This is a genomic window from Paenibacillus sp. FSL R5-0490, from assembly GCF_001956215.1.
Lineage (GTDB): Bacteria > Bacillota > Bacilli > Bacillales > Cytobacillaceae > Cytobacillus.
Genome location: NZ_MRTQ01000035.1, coordinates 1 through 17,776 on the forward strand (window position 1 = coordinate 1; position 17,776 = coordinate 17,776).

The window sequence follows — 17,776 nt, forward strand, 5'->3', positions numbered from 1 at the left end:
GAGCCAGGATCAAACTCTCCATATAAGAGTTGATTAAGCTCGAGTTGTCTTTTCGAAAAAGACTAATGATTTAAACGTTGACGTTTTGTTCGTTCAGTTTTCAAAGATCAATCTGCCGCTTTAGGCGACTTAATTAATATATCATTTCTGATAATCAATGTCAACAAGTTTTTTCTCATCAATTTGATGTTGTTTATCTCTTGCTGACTTGAATAAGTATACCAGCCCTTCTCTATTAATTGCAAGTACTTTTTAATAGAAACTTAATTTTTTTTAAAGTAAAGGAATTATATAAAAAAATGACCGCGGGATGCCGTCATTTTAATACTTCATCAATAAATATCTGGCGGTTTTTCTCTAAATGAATAATATCGCCGGTTTCTAAGAGTTTTACAAGGGGTCTCGTTGGTGATTTATCTTCTATAAAAAGGATTTCTGCAGTCTGGCCATCCGAGAGCTTCACCAGGCTGCCAATGGAAAAAGTCATGATGCCGGAGCCCAGCGCCTGGATGGATGGAATATCAAATTTGCCGAAGCTGTCCTGTATCAGCATTTCAAGCACCTTGAACGGGGATTGCTTCCTTCTGTAGAGCCTTTGGGAAGTCATGGCATGAAATGCATCCGCAACAGCAATGATTCGTCCAGCCTGATTGATTTTGCTGCTTTGTTCTCCAAACGGATAACCGCTGCCGTCCAGACGCTCATGATGCTGAATAATGCCGATCTTAGTGCTTTCTCTTAACAAAGAGATATTTTGAACCATTTTAAAACTGAGGGTCAAATGCTTTTTTATTTCTTCAAATTCCTCGGAGTTTAATGTAGTGCTTTTGTGCAGAATGGATGGGTTTATTTTAGCCATGCCAGCATCAGCCAGGCACCCTCCCAGGGCAAGCTGCACAACTTCTCCCTTATTAAAATTCAGTTTTTTTCCTATAAAGGCGCTGATCATTCCCACTGCTACTGAATGCTGGTATAAATAATCTTCATTTGTTGAAAGATGATGCAGCGAAAAGATAATGGAGGGATTTTTCTCCATTTTTTCAATCAGCGGAATCATAATATTTCTTATTTTGGCGATATCCACCGGAAGGCCTGATTGCCAGGATGTGAATTCCCTTTTGAAATGCTGAACGCCTTTTAGGAATGTATTAATATAACTTGATTCCACTTCAATTTCGGTTTCATCCATGTTTCCGGCAGAAGTCATTGACTTTCCGCTGACCATGGTAGTTTCAACTTCTGCTTCCTCAATCAGAAATATTTTCATAATATCCAGCAGTTCCTTCGTCAGCACTGTTTTCTTGCTGATAATAGGGCGATTCGTCAAACTGAAAACATCCTCCGATAAGATGCAGCCTTCTCTTAATTCCTGTATGGGTACACGCACTGTTACCACACTCCAAATGTGAGTCTTTTTTACTATTTTACATTATTTGGACAAAAAAAAGGAACACAAATCTGTGTTCCTCGAAATTTATTCCAGTTATTCTTCGCTATTATCGCCAGTTACTTCTTCTTCTGGAAGTGAATCCGCATCTTCAAGAGGCTTTGTTAATTCTTCATCATCTTTTTCCTCTTCTTTTTCAACTCTGGCTACAGTCGATACCGCTTCGCCTGCTTCTTCATTTATGCGGATGAGTCTGACACCCTGCGTGTTTCTTCCCATGGTGGAAATATCACTTACTGCCATACGGATCAGTACGCCGCCTGTTGTAATAAGCATAACGTCTTCTTCCCCTGTGACAGCTTTCATGGAAACAAGGCTTCCGTTCTTATCAGTGATGTTGCAGGTCTTGATTCCTTTACCGCCTCTGCCCTGAACACGGTATTCTTCGGCAGGAGTACGTTTCCCATAGCCGTTTTTGGTTACAATCAGGACTTGGCTGTCATCCTCAAGAACTTCCATGCCTACAACTTCATCGCCATTGCTTAGGTTAATTCCCTTAACACCAGTTGCCGTTCTTCCCATTGAACGGACATCTTCTTCAGGGAATCGGATCAGCATGCCATGGCTGGTTCCAATAATGATCTCCTTGCTGCCATCTGTCAGACGCACTGAAATTAATTCATCATCTTCTCGCAGATTTAAAGCAATTAAGCCATTATTGCGGATATTCGCAAAGGATGATAATGGTGAACGCTTGGAAATCCCCTGTTTAGTGGTAAAGAACAGGAACCAATCATCGGCAAATTCTTCAACAGGAATTATCGCATTTACCCATTCATCTTTGTCCACTCCAAGAAGGTTAATGATTGGAATCCCCTTCGCTGTACGGTTGAATTCAGGTATTTCATATCCTTTAGCGCGATAAACCTTTCCTTTGTTCGTAAAGAAAAGAATGGTATCGTGTGTGGATGTGGTAATGAGGTGTTCCACAAAATCATCCTCATTTGTTCCCATTCCCTGGATTCCCCGCCCTCCGCGTTTTTGGGCGCGGTAAGTCGAGACTGGAAGACGCTTAATGTATCCCTTATGAGTTAGTGTCAGGACAATATTCTCGCGTGGGATCAGGTCTTCGTCTTCAATGTTTTCGATGCCGCCTGCGACTATTTCAGTCCGGCGTTTATCGTTAAATCTTTCCTTGATCTCCGTTAATTCTTCACGGATGATTTCCAGTACTTTTTCTTCGTCAGCCAAAATAGCTTTTAATTCTGCAATTAGGGCCAGAAGGTTTGCATATTCTTCTTCAATCTTTTCACGCTCCAAGCCTGTCAGACGCTGCAAACGCATGTCCAGGATAGCCTGAGCCTGTTTTTCGGAAAGATTGAATTTGGTCATTAAGCCTTCTCGTGCAATATCAGTTGTCTGTGAGCTGCGGATCAGACTAATAACTTCATCAAGATGATCAAGGGCGATCCTTAAGCCTTCTAAAATATGTGCGCGGGCTTCTGCTTTTCTTAATTCAAATTGTGTCCGCCGGCGTATAACAACCTTTTGATGTTCTAAATAATACTCAAGACACTGCTTTAAATTCAGAACCTTAGGCTGTCCATTCACCAATGCCAGAATATTAATTCCAAAGCTTGTCTGAAGGGCAGTTTGTTTATAGAGATTATTTAATAATACACTTGCATTTGCGTCTCTTCTGACTTCAATGACAATTCGCATTCCATTACGGTCAGATTCATCACGCAGGTCGGTAATACCATCAATTTTCTTATCTCTGACAAGTTCCGCAATTTTTTCAATCAGCTTTGCTTTGTTAACCTGATATGGAATTTCATGTACAATAATGGTCTCTTTGCCATTGGCCTTTTCTTCAATATCTACTTTAGCACGCAAAGTAATTGAACCGCGGCCAGTTTCATAGGCTTTGCGGATTCCGGTTCTTCCTAAAATCATTCCGGCAGTCGGAAAGTCCGGTCCAGGGATGATATCCATTAGTTCCGGAATAGTCATTTCAGGGTCTTTGCTTATGGCTAGAACCCCATCAATTACTTCACCAAGCTGGTGGGGAGGAATATTAGTGGCCATCCCGACAGCGATTCCTGAGGTTCCATTGACCAGCAAATTAGGGAATCGGGCAGGCAATACGACCGGCTCCTTCTCTTCCCCATCATAGTTATCCTGATAATCAATGGTGTCTTTATTGATATCCCGTAAAAGCTCCATTGATATTTTGGACATACGTGCTTCTGTATAACGCATGGCAGCTGCAGAATCGCCATCCACTGAACCGAAGTTGCCGTGTCCATCAACCAGCATGTATCGATAGTTAAAGTCCTGTGCCATACGCACCATTGTTTCATAAACAGCAGAGTCACCATGCGGATGATACTTACCAATTACATCTCCGACGATACGAGCTGATTTTTTATAAGGCTTATCTGAATGCATGCCGAGATCATGCATCGCATAAAGAATGCGGCGATGCACCGGCTTTAAGCCATCACGTACATCCGGAAGGGCACGTGAAACAATTACACTCATGGCATAATCCAGGAATGATGAACGCATTTCCTGGCTAATGTTAATTTCTTTTATTTGGGACCTTGGCGTATCAGCCATATAAAGAACCTCCCTTTTTGAGGGACTTGGAATTTACCCATAGCCTCTTAATTTGTAAAACATTTATTAGATTATCGTTGTACTCAGAAAGTGACGCTTTCTTATGTAAAAGCAGGATAGTCATCCTATCCTGGCTTTTGATCATATATCTAAGTTTTTTACATATTGGGCGTTTTCTTCAATAAAGTTTCGGCGTGGTTCCACTTTATCGCCCATTAATATTTCAAACGTTTCATCTGCTTCAATGGCATCTTCAAGGCTCACCTGCAGCAGTGTTCTTGTTTCGGGATTCATCGTTGTCTCCCACAGCTGGCCTGGATTCATCTCGCCAAGACCCTTATAGCGCTGAACATTCGGCTTAGGCTGGCTGGACATGGTGCTCATAACTTCTTCAAGCTGGCGTTCATTATAGGCATATTCAATCTTCTTGCCCTGCTGTATTTTATACAGCGGCGGCTGAGCAATGTAAATATAGCCCGCTTCTAAAATTTGTCTCATATAACGGTAGAAGAAGGTTAATAATAATGTTCGAATATGGGCTCCATCCACATCGGCATCCGTCATGATCACTATCTTATGATATCTGGCTTTTGCAATATCAAAATCTTCGCCAATCCCTGTACCGGCTGCAGTAATCATAGCCCGCACTTCATTGTTGGAAAGAATTCGATCCAGCCGGGCTTTTTCAACGTTAAGGATTTTCCCTCTTAATGGCAGGATTGCCTGGAAGTGACGGTCACGTCCCTGTTTGGCTGAGCCGCCGGCAGAGTCACCCTCAACGATGTAAAGTTCCGATATGGAAGCATCTTTAGATGAGCAGTCGGCCAGTTTCCCCGGCAGGCTTGATACTTCCAAAGCACTCTTTCTTCTGGTCAGTTCACGGGCTTTCTTAGCTGCCAGTCTGGCACGTGCGGCCATTAATCCCTTTTCGACAATTTTCTTGGCTACCGATGGATTTTCCAGCAGGAACTTCTCAAGAGCTTCCGCAAAAATCGTATCAGTTGCAGTACGCACCTCTGAATTGCCAAGCTTCGTTTTAGTTTGTCCTTCAAACTGCGGGTCTGGATGCTTAACAGATACAATCGCCGTTAAACCTTCACGGACGTCTTCCCCAGAAAGGTTCGCATCATTATCTTTGAATAAACCGCTTTTTCTGGCGTAGTCATTAATGACCCTTGTTAGAGCGGTTTTAAACCCTGATTCATGTGTTCCGCCTTCATACGTATTAATGTTATTGGCAAAAGAATAAATATTGCTTGTGTAGCCATCATTATACTGAATGGAGACTTCAACTGTAATGCCTTCACGTTCTCCCTCAATATAAATGGGTTCTTCATGAAGAACTTCTTTCGTTCTATTCAAATGTTCAACGTACGATTTAATGCCGCCCTCGTACATATATTGATTTTTCTTATTTTCCTCACGTTTATCTTCAATCGTAATGGTTAATCCTCTATTCAGGAAAGCCAGCTCACGAATACGGTTTGCAAGGGTTTCATAATCATATTCAAGCGTTTCAGTGAAGATTTCGCTGTCCGGCTTAAAGTGGATGGTAGTTCCTGTGTGATCGGTTTCCCCAATCACTTCAAGATCAGCACTTGGAACGCCGCGCTCAAATTTCTGATAATGTTTCTTGCCGTCACGATGAACAAATACTTCCAGTTCAGTTGATAGCGCATTAACTACAGAAGCACCAACACCATGCAGACCTCCGGAAACCTTGTATCCGCCGCCTCCGAACTTACCGCCTGCATGAAGAACCGTCATAATGACTTCGACTGCCGGGCGCCCCATTTTTTCATGGATTCCGACTGGGATACCACGTCCGTTATCCACTACCGTTATACTATTATCCTTTTCGATAATCACATTGATTTCAGAACAATAGCCTGCCAGTGCTTCATCTATACTATTATCGACTATTTCCCAAACAAGATGGTGAAGCCCTTTGGCACTTGTTGAACCGATATACATTCCCGGACGCTTCCGAACCGCTTCCAGACCTTCCAGTACCTGTATCTGATTCTCATCATAGGATTGTTCCTGCACTGCCTTTTGCTCCATTGCCACATCGGTCACCTGCACTTTCTATTTCACTAATCTATAAAAAAGCCTGGCATATGAATGAGCCAAACTATATTTTTCACCAGACTTGCCTCTTTCCCTAATGGATCCGGCAGGTCTTTAAAATTCATGAACACTTAATTTATGGGATCGTTTTTTTAACGTGCCTGAGGATAGCGGAGAAAAATAGATCTTTTCTGTTGTGACGACCACAGATTTATAGGAACCCTTCGCGAGGTTCACAACTGACTCCTCCCGGCTCTCCTTATGCTCTTTTGCATACTCGGAAGCAAGGACTGTTTCTTTATCAATAATAGCGACAATATCCCTTGCCCGGACCAGCACATCTTCACCTATATGGATGTACATGCGATCACCTCACTGAATCTTCTTGATTCTCCCTGATTCCACATTGAACGCTGCTGCTTCTTTAAGTGTCTGATGGTCTATCCCATCAACGCTTGTAGTAGTAACAAACGTCTGTACTTTTCCTTGAATGGTATTCAATAAATGGGACTGGCGATAATCGTCCAATTCCGAGAGGACGTCATCCAGCAGCAGAATGGGATATTCCCCAATCTCAGAATGGATCAGTTCGATTTCAGCAAGCTTGACCGATAGAGCCGTCGTCCTTTGCTGGCCCTGTGAACCGAATGTCTGTACATCGCGCCCATTCACATGAAAAATCAGGTCATCGCGATGCGGACCAAACATAGTGACGCCGCGGTCTATTTCCCTGTTTTTCACTTTTTCGAATTTATCCTGGTATACTTTAACCATTTTCGACAAATCTTGTACTTCTGATACCTCAGCAGAAGGCTTGTACTCAATTTTCAAGGTCTCAAGCCCTCTTGAAATTCCTTCATGGATCGGCTGTGCCCAATTCTCGAGGAGTCTGAGGAACTCGTAGCGCTTTGAAACAATCTTTGCAGCCATTTCAATGAATTGCTCTGTTAAAATCTCAAGCATGGTATGGTCGGTCTGCTTTTTGATCTGGAGCATTTTCAGATAGTGGTTGCGCTGCTGGAGGATTTTCTGATACTGGCTGATATCATGCAAATAGACAGGTGAAACCTGCCCAATCTCCATATCAATAAAACGACGCCTTACTTGAGGGCTCCCTTTCACTAGATGGAGATCTTCAGGCGCGAACATCACAACATTCATGTTGCCGACATACTGGCTTAATTTCTGCTGCTCTATATGATTACATTTGGCTTTTTTGCCTTTTTTGCTGATGACTAATTGCATGGGCAGGGATCCTTGCCTTTTTTGAACCCTTCCCTCTATTTTAGCATATTCCTGATCCCAGCGAATAAGATCTTTGTCATTTGATGTCCGATGTGACTTTGCCATTGCCAGCACATAGATCGATTCCATGACATTTGTCTTTCCCTGGGCATTCTCTCCCAAAATTACATTCACTTTATTTTCGAAATTGACTTCAAGCTCTTCGTAATTCCGGTAATTCTTTAACAGCAACTGCTCTATATGCATAGACGCTACATCCTTTAAAATATTAACGCTAAAAACGGCGTTTAGACGATCGTAAATTCACCGACATCCGGAATTTCGATTTTATCCCCGGTTCTTAGCTTTCTTCCCCGTCTTTGATCCTGCTCGCCGTTGACGAAGACTTCGTATTCACTCAGGAACCATTTGGCCATTCCGCCTGTTTGAATCACATCAGCGGCTTTTAAAAATTGGCCCAGCGTAATATATTCTGTATCAATTTGAATTTCCGTCATATTTTCACTCTTTCCCATTGTCCGACTTCCAGCGCTGCAGTTTTTTTCTGCACTTTGGCAAAACAATTTCAGAATGGTATCTAATATTCTATTTTACTAAATAAATCTCAGATACACAAAGAAAAGTCGCATGCAGCCCGTTATTTTCATTATTCCCCTGGTGTTGGCCAATATTCTGGCAGCTTTTAAGCTAATGCAAAGTGCCGGGAGCCTCCTCAACGCTCCAATCAACTCAGTTATTGAAAAATGGTTATGCATCAAAGATCAGCTATAAAAAAGTAAGCCGCCGGCTCAGCCGGCAGCTTTTTCTTAATAAGTTCTAACTGGAAGAATCAATTGGAGTATTGATTCATCGTTTAACGGTTTGATGATGAATGGTCTCATGGCGCCGGTGAAGCTGATGGTAATTTCAGAGCCTTCAAGCGCTTTTAGGGCATCCATCATGAATTTCGCGCTGAAGGAGATTTTTAAGTCTTCGCCTTCTACGGATTTGCTCTGCACTTCTTCGACTACTTTTCCGACTTCAGGAGTGTTGGATGAAATTTCGATTACTCCGCCATCGATTGTAGAAAGCTTGACCACATTGTTACGGCCTTCTTTTGCAAGTAAAGAGGCACGGTCAATAGCCTGCAGGAATTCTTTAGTATTGACGACCACATCTGTTTTGCTGTCTGAAGGGATCAGCCTGGATGTATCAGGATAATTCCCTTCAAGCAGCCTTGAGAAGAACAGCAGATGCTCGGCTTTAAAGAGAACCTGGTTTTCAGTAATAACGATATCGATTAAATCATTGTTGTCATCAAGAATTTTGCTTAATTCACTTAAGCTTTTTCCTGGAATAACCACATTGTAGGTTTCGCTGGCCGTTGTTTCGATCTGCGCTTTTCGTAAAGCCAATCTGTGGCTATCTGTTGCAATACAGGTTAATGTGCCGTTTTCCACCTTCCAGTTTACACCTGTCAAGATAGGGCGTGTTTCTGAGGTGGACACTGCAAAAACAGTTTGGCGAACCATTGCTTTTAATAGGTCCGTAGGAATCTTAAACATTTTTTCTTCTTCAATTTGAGGCAGGTGCGGGTATTCCTCAGCATCCAGACCATTAAGATTGAATTCAGATTTACCTGAGCGGATGACTGTCTGTAAATGGTTTTCCACGCTTATCTCCACGCTGTCAGTTGGAAGCTTTTTAACGATTTCACTGAAGAACTTCGCTTGGAGCACGATGGCACCAGGCTGTTTGATCTCAACAATTTCATTTCCGTCTTCTTCTTTAGGAATAAAAGATTCAATGGAAATATCAGAGTCGCTTCCCGTTAATGTAACTCCTTCTTCAGAAGCAACGATTTTAATCCCCGTTAAGATGGGAATAGTCGTTCTGCTTGTTACAGCTTTCATAACATCCTGGACGCTTTGGACCAGCTGGTCGCGCTGGATTATAAATCTCATTTTTTAAATCCTCCAAGCATATTTTAATGGCGTATTGAATATATATATTTTTTATAAAAAAATAGTAGAAGTACTAGTAGGGCCTGTTAGTATGTGGATAACTGCATTTTTTGAAAGGAAACACAGCCTATCCACATGTGGACAGACTGTGTGTAAGTTAGGTCAAGTTATACACATTATACCTTGAGCATTTCATTGATTTCTTTCAGCTGCTTTTCAAATTGTGAATCAGACTGAAGCATCTTTGATATTTTTTCATGGGCATGAATGACGGTCGTATGGTCCCTTCCGCCAAATTCCTCTCCTATTTTAGGCAGAGAAAAGTCGGTTAATTCCCGGGACAGGTACATGGCGATCTGACGGGGGAATGCGACAGACTTTGTCCGTTTCTTCGCCTTAAAATCCTCAAGCTTTACATTAAAATGTTCCCCAACCACCCTTTGGATTTCATGAATGGTAATGACCTTTGGCTTGGAGCTTGGAATAATATCCTTTAAAGCTTCTGCAGCAAGGTCGGCATTAATATCTTTATTTATTAAAGAGGAGTATGCTACTACACGAATCAGAGCACCCTCAAGCTCACGGATGTTGGAGTCAATCTGATTGGCAATATAAAGCATAACCTCATTAGGAATATCAAGTCCCTCCGCTTTGGCCTTTTTACGCAGTATGGCAATACGCGTTTCAAGGTCAGGAGGTGTAATATCAGTAATTAGTCCCCATTCAAATCTGGAGCGGAGACGGTCTTCCAGTGTCGGTATTTCTTTTGGAGGACGGTCACTTGAAATAATGATCTGCTTGCTTTCTTCATGCAATGTATTAAAAGTATGGAAAAATTCCTCCTGCGTCTGTTCTTTTCCAGCCAAAAACTGAATATCATCGATAAGAAGAACATCCACATTTCGATATTTATCGCGGAAATCGCCCGCTTTGTTATCTCGGATCGAGTTAATAAATTCGTTCGTAAATTTCTCGGAAGATAAGTATACGACTTTAGCTGATGGATTATGATCTAATACATAATGGCCGATTGCGTGCATAAGGTGAGTTTTTCCGAGTCCAACTCCCCCATAAATAAATAAAGGATTATATGCCTTCGCCGGTGCCTCTGCTACAGCAAGTGACGCTGCATGGGCGAATCGGTTTCCGGATCCGATGACAAACGTGTCGAATGTATACTTCGGGTTCAGCATCGTTAAAGGCAGTTCCGGCTGTTCTTCCTCTTGTCTTTTCTTTTTTGGCGGAAGAGGAAGATCGACTTCTTCTTCACTCTGATTTTGCGGAATGATGAATTTCACTCCTAATTCTTCACCGGTAATGTCATAAAGAATTCCGGAGATCAGCTGGGAATAACGCTCTTCAAGCCAGTCACGGGCAAACTCATTCGGGGCCTTAACGACTAAAGTGTCTCCCTGCAGAGAATGTGCCTTTGTCGACTTCAGCCATGTATCAAAACTGGGCTTGCTGATTTTTTTCTCGATATTGGCCAGAGCATTATTCCAAAGATCCGCAATGTTTTCCAATGATATCCCTCCTTTTCCATCTAAAATTGATATTTAAATTACGTTCAAGCTCAAATGCCTTTCTATGGACATCTCGGCTTTTTCTTTGTTTCGCGCCACAAAAACGATAGGTTACACACGCTGTATAACCCTGAAGTTTATAAATATACGAAACTGTTTATGTGGAAAATCATATAATAAGGAAGTAAAGTGGAATTTCGACAGTATCCACTGTCTGTGGACAAACTTTTACAAACCCCTTGGATAACCTGTCCACATGTTATCCACAATCTGTGGATAATGAAGATATGCACAATGATTTATTAAGTGTGAAAACACATTTATGATAACAGATAATACTTTTGACTGCAATGCTTTTTAAACCCTTATCCACAACATGCCCATCCCTGTTCATAAAAATTGTCCACAGCCTCTGGTTGTGTGCAAAACCTGTCAATATGTGATGTGGATAATAAAAAACTTGTCGAAATTTTATCCACAGCCCTTTTTTTGGGGGGAAATCTATTCCGATGAACTTGGAATGTAATTGCCCTTTTTAGCGGACAGATCATCCCGCGTCCGGAAAAATTTGCAGTCTCCTAGAAAAGCTTTTACAATGGATAAATGAGAAAAACGTGGAAAAATGAAATTTTAGGATGACATTCAGGCGAAAAGAAGGTAAACTTTCTGAGTGGGTTCTTTCAGATATGCAAAAAGAGAAAGAGCAGCAAAGAATTTTTTTATATTGTCGTACGTTGTTTTTTATATAAATCTCAACTGCTGAGTTGATTGGAGCGGAGGGTACTTGACTCCTGCGGGAAGTGAGGGATCGAGAGACCCCGCAGGCGAAGCCGAGGAGGCTCTCGTTACTCCCCGCGGAAAGCAAGTGCCCGCAGCGGAAATCAACGGACTAACTTTATAAGAAAAACAATTTATGAAAGAAAGAGCCAAAACGAATATTTTTGCCATTGAAGGCAGATTGACTTATATGCATAGTTGACAATTTTCTAGTTACATCTATATAATTAGAAAGACTGTCTTTAACAGCAATTCCTCAGGGAGGTGTCATATATGAAAAGAACTTATCAACCAAACAAGCGTAAAAGAAGCAAGGTTCATGGTTTCCGCAGCCGCATGAGCTCTCCGAACGGACGTAACGTTCTAGCTCGCCGCCGCCGCAAAGGAAGAAAAGTATTATCTGCTTAGGCCACTGAAACGTCAGTGGTCTTTTTTTCCATGTAAAGATAAATGTCTAAATTAGATAATAGTCCAGCTCCAGCGCCAGCCCCCTCAAGATGCAGGGGGTGACCCTAGGCGCTTGCGCTTTTCTGAGTAGGTGATGACATGAAAAAAGAGTTCCGTGTAAAAAAGAATAAAGAATTTCAAGAGGCCTTTAAAAAGGGAAAGTCATTCGCCAACCGCCAATTTGTCGTTTACATCTTGAGAAAAGAGGAGCAGAACCATTTTCGCATCGGGCTTTCTGTCAGCAAAAAAATTGGCAATGCCGTCATGAGGAACCAGATCAAAAGGTATATCCGCCAGGCATTTTTAGAACTGGAGGAAGAAATAAAGCCGCAATATGATCTGATCGTCATTGCGAGGAAACCGGTGGCAGAAATGGATTTTCATGAGGTGAAAAAGAGTCTGATCCATGTATTGAAGGTTTCGCGGGTTTTGAATAAACCGGGACTTGGAAATACTAAAAACTAATAATCGTTATCTATCTTTATTATGAAGCACTTCATTTTAAAAGATGTTAAAATAAGATACATATGAGCATGTCCCTCTGGCCGGGGGATGAGCAAATGAAATCCATACTATTATCAGGAGCAATTAAGGAGGAAAAAACGGTTGAAGAAACGAATATTCCTACTAATCGGTTTAGTGTTTGTGATGGCTCTTTTATCGGGCTGTACAGAAATCAACCAGCCGATTACGTCTGAAAGCAAAGGCTTTTGGAACGAGTATATTGTCTACCCGCTTTCGCTGTTTATTATTAAGGTAGCGGAATTTGCAGGCGGCAGCTATGGACTATCGATCATTATTGTGACGATCATTATCCGTCTGGTCATCCTGCCATTAATGATTAAACAAACGAGAAGTTCAAAAGCGATGCAGGCGATTCAGCCAGAAATGCAGAAGCTTCGTGAAAAATACAGCTCGAAAGACCAGAAAACCCAGCAGAAGCTGCAGCAGGAAACAATGGCTTTATTCCAAAAGCACGGCGTTAATCCGCTTGCAGGATGTTTCCCGCTAGTGATTCAAATGCCGATCCTGATCGGTTTCTACCATGCGATTACACGTACGCGCGAAATTGCAAACCACAATTTCCTTTGGTTTGACCTTGGTTCTCCGGATCCAATATACTTATTGCCTTTAATTGCAGGTGTGACAACGTTCATTCAGCAGAAAATGATGATGGCCGGCACTCAGCACACAGGGCAAATGGCTGCACAAATGAAAATGATGCTTTATCTAATGCCGATCATGATCGTTGTTTTTGCCATTAACTTCCCGGCAGCTCTTTCTTTATACTGGGTAGTGGGTAATATCTTCATGATCATTCAAACGTATTTCATTAAAGGTCCGGACCTGAAAGCTGCAGCGGCCGGAAATGCAGGAGGAGCCAAAAAGTGAAACAAGTAACTGCTACAGGACAGACCGTCAAGGAAGCAGTAGAGTCAGCTTTAGCTCAATTAAACACAACAGAAGACCGCTTAGAGATTACTATTGTTGATGAAGGTAAAAAAGGCGTTTTCGGGATTTTCGGATCCCGGCCGGCCGTGGTGAAAGCTGTTAAAAAGCCTGATCCGATTGAGGAAGCTGAAAAATTCCTCAAAGATGTCAGTGCAAAAATGGGCGTGCCCATCGAAATTGAAACATTGCGTGAGGGAAAAAATGTTCAATTTATCTTATCCGGCGAAAAGATTGCTCTTTTAATCGGAAAAAGAGGGCAAACACTCAATTCTCTCCAGTATTTGACACAGCTGGTCATCAACCGCTATGCCGAGCAGTACTTAAATGTGGTGGTCGATGCAGAGGATTACCGGAAAAGACGCCAGGATACCCTGATTCAACTGGCTGAAAGGCTTGCTCAAAAAGCTTTGAAGACGGGAAAAGAAATTGCGCTGGAACCTATGCCTTCCTATGAACGCAAAGTGATCCATACCGCTCTCGTAAATAATAAGCGAATCAAAACCTATTCTGATGGCAATGACCCGCACCGCCATATCGTCATTGCACCAGCCAGAACAAAGTAGCATTTCGCAAAATCCCAATCCATTCCGGATTGGGATTTTTTTGTCGTTCTTTGTCAGAGCCCCGCAAATTATTAAATCTCAATTGGTTTTATTGTTATTCACATGTGGATAAGTTAAAATAGAGCATATTAATTTATGAGACGTGTGGATAATTTTTTCGCTGGCTTCCATGAAACGGGGTGTTGATAAGTAACATGCTGAACTGATGGACAAGCCGGAAATGCGGGCTGATATGCTTTTCTAAAAAAAAGCCTTGTGATATTCTATTAATTTGGGGAATCGAAAGCAGGATTCATTTTTTATATAGATGGAAGTATGAAAGAAAAGAGAGGTGAATGAATTGGAATTCGATACAATCGCTGCGATATCTACGCCGATGGGAGAAGGAGCCATTGCCATTGTCCGCCTGAGCGGGGATCAGGCATTTGACATTGCGGACCTTCTTTTCAGAGGGGTAGGAGGCAAGCGGCTGAAGAATGTGGCGTCCCATACCATTCATTATGGACATATTGTTGACCCGAAAACTGAACAGATTGCTGAAGAAGTAATGGTTTCAGCCATGAAGGGACCGAAAACCTTTACGAAGGAAGATGTCATCGAAATCAACTGCCATGGCGGACTGGTTTCCGTGAATCGCGTGCTGCAGCTTCTGCTGAATAATGGTGCTAGGCTTGCTGAGCCGGGTGAATTTACAAAGCGTGCTTTCTTGAATGGACGGATTGATTTATCACAGGCAGAAGCGGTCATGGATCTGATTCGCGCCAAGACGGACCGGGCTATGAACATGGCACTTGGCCAGATGGAAGGAAGGCTGTCAAAGCTTATTCAGAAGCTTCGGCAGGAAATTCTGGAGATCCTGGCTCACGTGGAAGTCAATATCGACTATCCGGAATACGATGATGTCGAGGAAATGACCCATCATATGCTGATGGAGAAGGCTTCTTATGTAAAAAAGGAAATCGAAAAGCTCCTTCAAACCTCACAGCAGGGGAAAATACTGCGTGAAGGACTTTCCACGGTCATCGTCGGACGGCCAAACGTTGGGAAATCCTCCTTATTGAATAGCCTTGTTCACGAAAATAAAGCGATTGTGACTGATATACCGGGCACTACCCGTGATGTTATTGAAGAATATGTGAATGTCAGAGGAGTGCCGCTTCGTCTGGTGGATACAGCCGGCATTCGCGAAACGGAAGATATCGTAGAACGGATCGGTGTCGAAAAATCGAGGCAGGTATTAAAGGAAGCAGATTTAATTTTGCTCGTGCTCAATTACTCGGATGAATTGACGTCTGAGGATGAAAATATATTTAAAGCGGTCGAAGGCATGGATGTCATTGTGATTGTCAATAAAACCGACCTTGATCAAAAGATCGACATGAATCGTGTCCGCGAGCTTTCAAAGCATCATAAACTGGTTACAACCTCTTTATTGGAAGACCAGGGGGTCGACGATCTGGAGGAAGCCATTGCCTCTTTATTCTTTGCAGGCTCCATCGAAGCCGGGGATATGACGTATGTATCCAATACCCGCCATATTGCTCTATTGAATCAGGCGCAAAATGCCATTGATGAAGCGATGCAGGGGGTTGAGATGGGAACACCAATTGATATTGTGCAGATTGATTTGACAAGAACATGGGAGCTGCTTGGTGAAATTATTGGCGACAGCGTCCATGAAAGCCTGATTGACCAGTTATTCTCGCAGTTCTGTTTAGGAAAATAGATTAGAGCAGGCTGTGTCAGCTGACGCAGCGGAAATAGATTTTTTAACTTTTGCAATCGGCCGGTCCAGCCTCTGCTGAGCTTGGGTCTGTGCTTGCCTGATTGCAGCAAAGGAGGCCGCATCATGACATATGAAGCTGGAAGTTATGATGTCATAGTAGTCGGAGCCGGACACGCGGGTGTGGAAGCAGGTCTTGCTTCGGCCCGTCTCGGCGCAAAGACATTAATGATTACAATCAACCTGGATATGGTAGCCTTTATGCCATGTAACCCTTCAGTCGGGGGACCGGCAAAAGGAATCGTTGTAAGGGAAATCGATGCTCTTGGCGGAGAAATGGGCAAGAATATTGATAAAACGCATATTCAGATGCGTATGCTGAACACAGGAAAAGGCCCTGCCGTACGTGCATTAAGAGCACAGGCCGATAAGTTCACATATCAGCATGAAATGAAAAAAACACTGGAAAATGAACGGAATCTGACGCTTATTCAGGGAATGGTTGAACGTCTGATTGTTGAAGATGGGGAATGCAGGGGCGTTGTCACCCAGACAGGCGCCGTGTATCATTCAAAAGCTGTCGTCATTACGACCGGAACCTTCTTAAGGGGAGAAATCATCCTTGGTGAACTGAAGTACTCAAGCGGCCCTAATAACCAGCAGCCATCCATTAAGCTCTCAGAGCATCTGCAGGAGCTTGGCTTTGATCTGGTCCGTTTTAAAACTGGAACGCCGCCGCGCGTCAACAGCCATACCATTGATTACAGCAAAACGGAAATCCAGCCTGGCGATGATGTGCCCAGAGCTTTTTCCTATGAAACGACCAAGTATATTACAGACCAGCTCCCTTGCTGGCTGACATACACCAATGAAGAAACACATACACTGATCGACAATAATCTTCATCGCTCGCCAATGTACTCCGGCATGATCAAAGGAACAGGACCGCGCTATTGTCCGTCCATTGAAGATAAGGTTGTCCGCTTTAACGATAAGCCACGCCATCAAATTTTCCTTGAGCCTGAAGGCCGAAATACTCAGGAAGTATATGTGCAGGGGCTTTCAACAAGCTTGCCTGAGGATGTGCAGCAGCAGATTCTCAGAACGATCCCTGGACTTGAAAAGGTGCAGATGATGCGTGCTGGCTATGCGATTGAATATGATTCCATCGTCCCAACGCAATTATGGCCGACACTGGAAACCAAAAAGGTGAAAAATCTCTACACAGCCGGCCAGATTAACGGGACATCCGGCTATGAAGAAGCTGCCGGACAGGGATTAATGGCAGGCATGAATGCCGGATTGAAATCGCTGGATAAGGAAGAAGTTATTTTAAGCCGATCAGATGCTTATATTGGCGTTCTGATTGATGACCTTGTAACCAAAGGAACGAACGAGCCTTACCGTCTGCTGACTTCAAGAGCGGAATACCGTCTGCTGCTTCGCCATGATAATGCCGACCTGCGTTTAACAGAGCTTGGCCGCAAAGTCGGTCTGATCAGTGAAGAACGCTATGAAAAATTCCAGCTGAAAAAGCAGGCAATAGAAGACGAAAAAGCACGTCTTAAAGGTATTATCATTAAGCCTACGTCTGACGTGCAGGAGTTGATCAAAAGCCAGGGCGGAAGCGAGCTGAAAGACGGCATCCGCGCCTCAGATTTGCTGAAGCGTCCGGAAATGACGTATGAGCATATCGGGCAGCTCGTTCCGGCTGAAACTGCGCTTGATCCGGATGTAACCGAGCAGGTGGAAATCCAGATCAAGTATGAGGGCTATATTGAGAAGTCCCTTCAGCAGGTAGATCGTCTGAAGAAAATGGAAAACAAAAAGGTCCCTGAAAACATCGATTATGATGATATTAATGGACTGGCTTCCGAAGCAAGACAAAAGCTGAAGGAAGTAAGGCCGCTATCTCTCGCACAGGCTTCACGAATTTCCGGAGTTAATCCTGCCGATATCTCCATTTTGCTTGTTTATTTAGAACAGGGGAGAATTGCACGGGTTTCAGCTGAGTAAAGAGGAAA

The 17,776-nt window shown here is 42.9% G+C and carries 14 protein-coding genes; 6 read left to right on the forward strand and 8 right to left on the reverse strand.

Annotation, left to right across the window (positions count from 1 at the left end):
• Positions 1-316: 316 nt before the first annotated feature.
• The 8 genes from BK139_RS21530 to dnaA all read right to left on the reverse strand — a co-directional run bounded on the left by BK139_RS21530 (position 317) and on the right by dnaA (position 10,790).
• On the reverse strand, positions 317-1,387 hold the full coding sequence (locus BK139_RS21530; protein ID WP_076262902.1) for an HD-GYP domain-containing protein: 1,071 nt from the start codon (positions 1,385-1,387) through the stop codon (positions 317-319).
• Positions 1,388-1,483: 96 nt separating this feature from the next.
• Positions 1,484-4,009 carry a DNA gyrase subunit A gene (gyrA, locus tag BK139_RS21535; protein ID WP_076262904.1) on the reverse strand — a complete coding sequence of 842 codons (2,526 nt, stop codon included), beginning with the start codon at positions 4,007-4,009 and terminating at the stop codon, positions 1,484-1,486.
• Positions 4,010-4,150: 141 nt separating this feature from the next.
• On the reverse strand, positions 4,151-6,073 hold the full coding sequence (gene gyrB, locus BK139_RS21540; RefSeq protein ID WP_076262906.1) for a DNA topoisomerase (ATP-hydrolyzing) subunit B: 1,923 nt from the start codon (positions 6,071-6,073) through the stop codon (positions 4,151-4,153).
• Positions 6,074-6,193: 120 nt separating this feature from the next.
• Positions 6,194-6,442 (reverse strand): extracellular matrix regulator RemB, encoded by a 249-nt coding sequence (gene remB, locus BK139_RS21545; protein WP_035328336.1) that lies wholly within the window; start codon positions 6,440-6,442, stop codon positions 6,194-6,196.
• A 9-nt stretch (positions 6,443-6,451) separates the two neighbouring features.
• Positions 6,452-7,570 (reverse strand): DNA replication/repair protein RecF, encoded by a 1,119-nt coding sequence (gene recF / locus BK139_RS21550; RefSeq protein ID WP_076262908.1) that lies wholly within the window; start codon positions 7,568-7,570, stop codon positions 6,452-6,454.
• A 41-nt stretch (positions 7,571-7,611) separates the two neighbouring features.
• Complete coding sequence (gene yaaA, locus BK139_RS21555; protein WP_274578479.1) at positions 7,612-7,839, reverse strand: S4 domain-containing protein YaaA; 228 nt, start codon at positions 7,837-7,839, stop codon at positions 7,612-7,614.
• Positions 7,840-8,130: 291 nt separating this feature from the next.
• Positions 8,131-9,267: a DNA polymerase III subunit beta gene (dnaN, locus tag BK139_RS21560; protein ID WP_076262910.1), complete on the reverse strand. Its 1,137-nt coding sequence runs from the start codon at positions 9,265-9,267 to the stop codon at positions 8,131-8,133.
• Between the two features lie 176 nt (positions 9,268-9,443).
• Positions 9,444-10,790 carry a chromosomal replication initiator protein DnaA gene (gene dnaA / locus BK139_RS21565; RefSeq protein ID WP_076262912.1) on the reverse strand — a complete coding sequence of 449 codons (1,347 nt, stop codon included), beginning with the start codon at positions 10,788-10,790 and terminating at the stop codon, positions 9,444-9,446.
• 1,050 nt (positions 10,791-11,840) lie between these two features.
• Here dnaA and rpmH point away from each other — a divergent pair.
• The 6 genes from rpmH (at position 11,841) to mnmG (ending at position 17,768) form a co-directional block, all read left to right on the forward strand.
• Complete coding sequence (rpmH, locus tag BK139_RS21570) at positions 11,841-11,975, forward strand: 50S ribosomal protein L34 (protein WP_019382473.1); 135 nt, start codon at positions 11,841-11,843, stop codon at positions 11,973-11,975.
• A gap of 138 nt (positions 11,976-12,113) precedes the next feature.
• Positions 12,114-12,479, forward strand: a complete 366-nt coding sequence (gene rnpA / locus BK139_RS21575; protein ID WP_048010274.1) for a ribonuclease P protein component — start codon at positions 12,114-12,116, stop codon at positions 12,477-12,479.
• Between the two features lie 141 nt (positions 12,480-12,620).
• Positions 12,621-13,406 (forward strand): YidC family membrane integrase SpoIIIJ, encoded by a 786-nt coding sequence (spoIIIJ, locus tag BK139_RS21580; protein WP_035328319.1) that lies wholly within the window; start codon positions 12,621-12,623, stop codon positions 13,404-13,406.
• Positions 13,403-14,029, forward strand: a complete 627-nt coding sequence (gene jag / locus BK139_RS21585; RefSeq protein ID WP_076262915.1) for an RNA-binding cell elongation regulator Jag/EloR — start codon at positions 13,403-13,405, stop codon at positions 14,027-14,029. Before spoIIIJ ends, jag begins: the two co-directional genes overlap by 4 nt.
• Positions 14,030-14,369: 340 nt before the next feature.
• On the forward strand, positions 14,370-15,755 hold the full coding sequence (gene mnmE, locus BK139_RS21590) for a tRNA uridine-5-carboxymethylaminomethyl(34) synthesis GTPase MnmE (protein WP_076262917.1): 1,386 nt from the start codon (positions 14,370-14,372) through the stop codon (positions 15,753-15,755).
• Between the two features lie 123 nt (positions 15,756-15,878).
• Positions 15,879-17,768, forward strand: a complete 1,890-nt coding sequence (mnmG, locus tag BK139_RS21595) for a tRNA uridine-5-carboxymethylaminomethyl(34) synthesis enzyme MnmG (protein ID WP_076262920.1) — start codon at positions 15,879-15,881, stop codon at positions 17,766-17,768.
• The last annotated feature ends 8 nt before the right edge of the window (positions 17,769-17,776 follow it).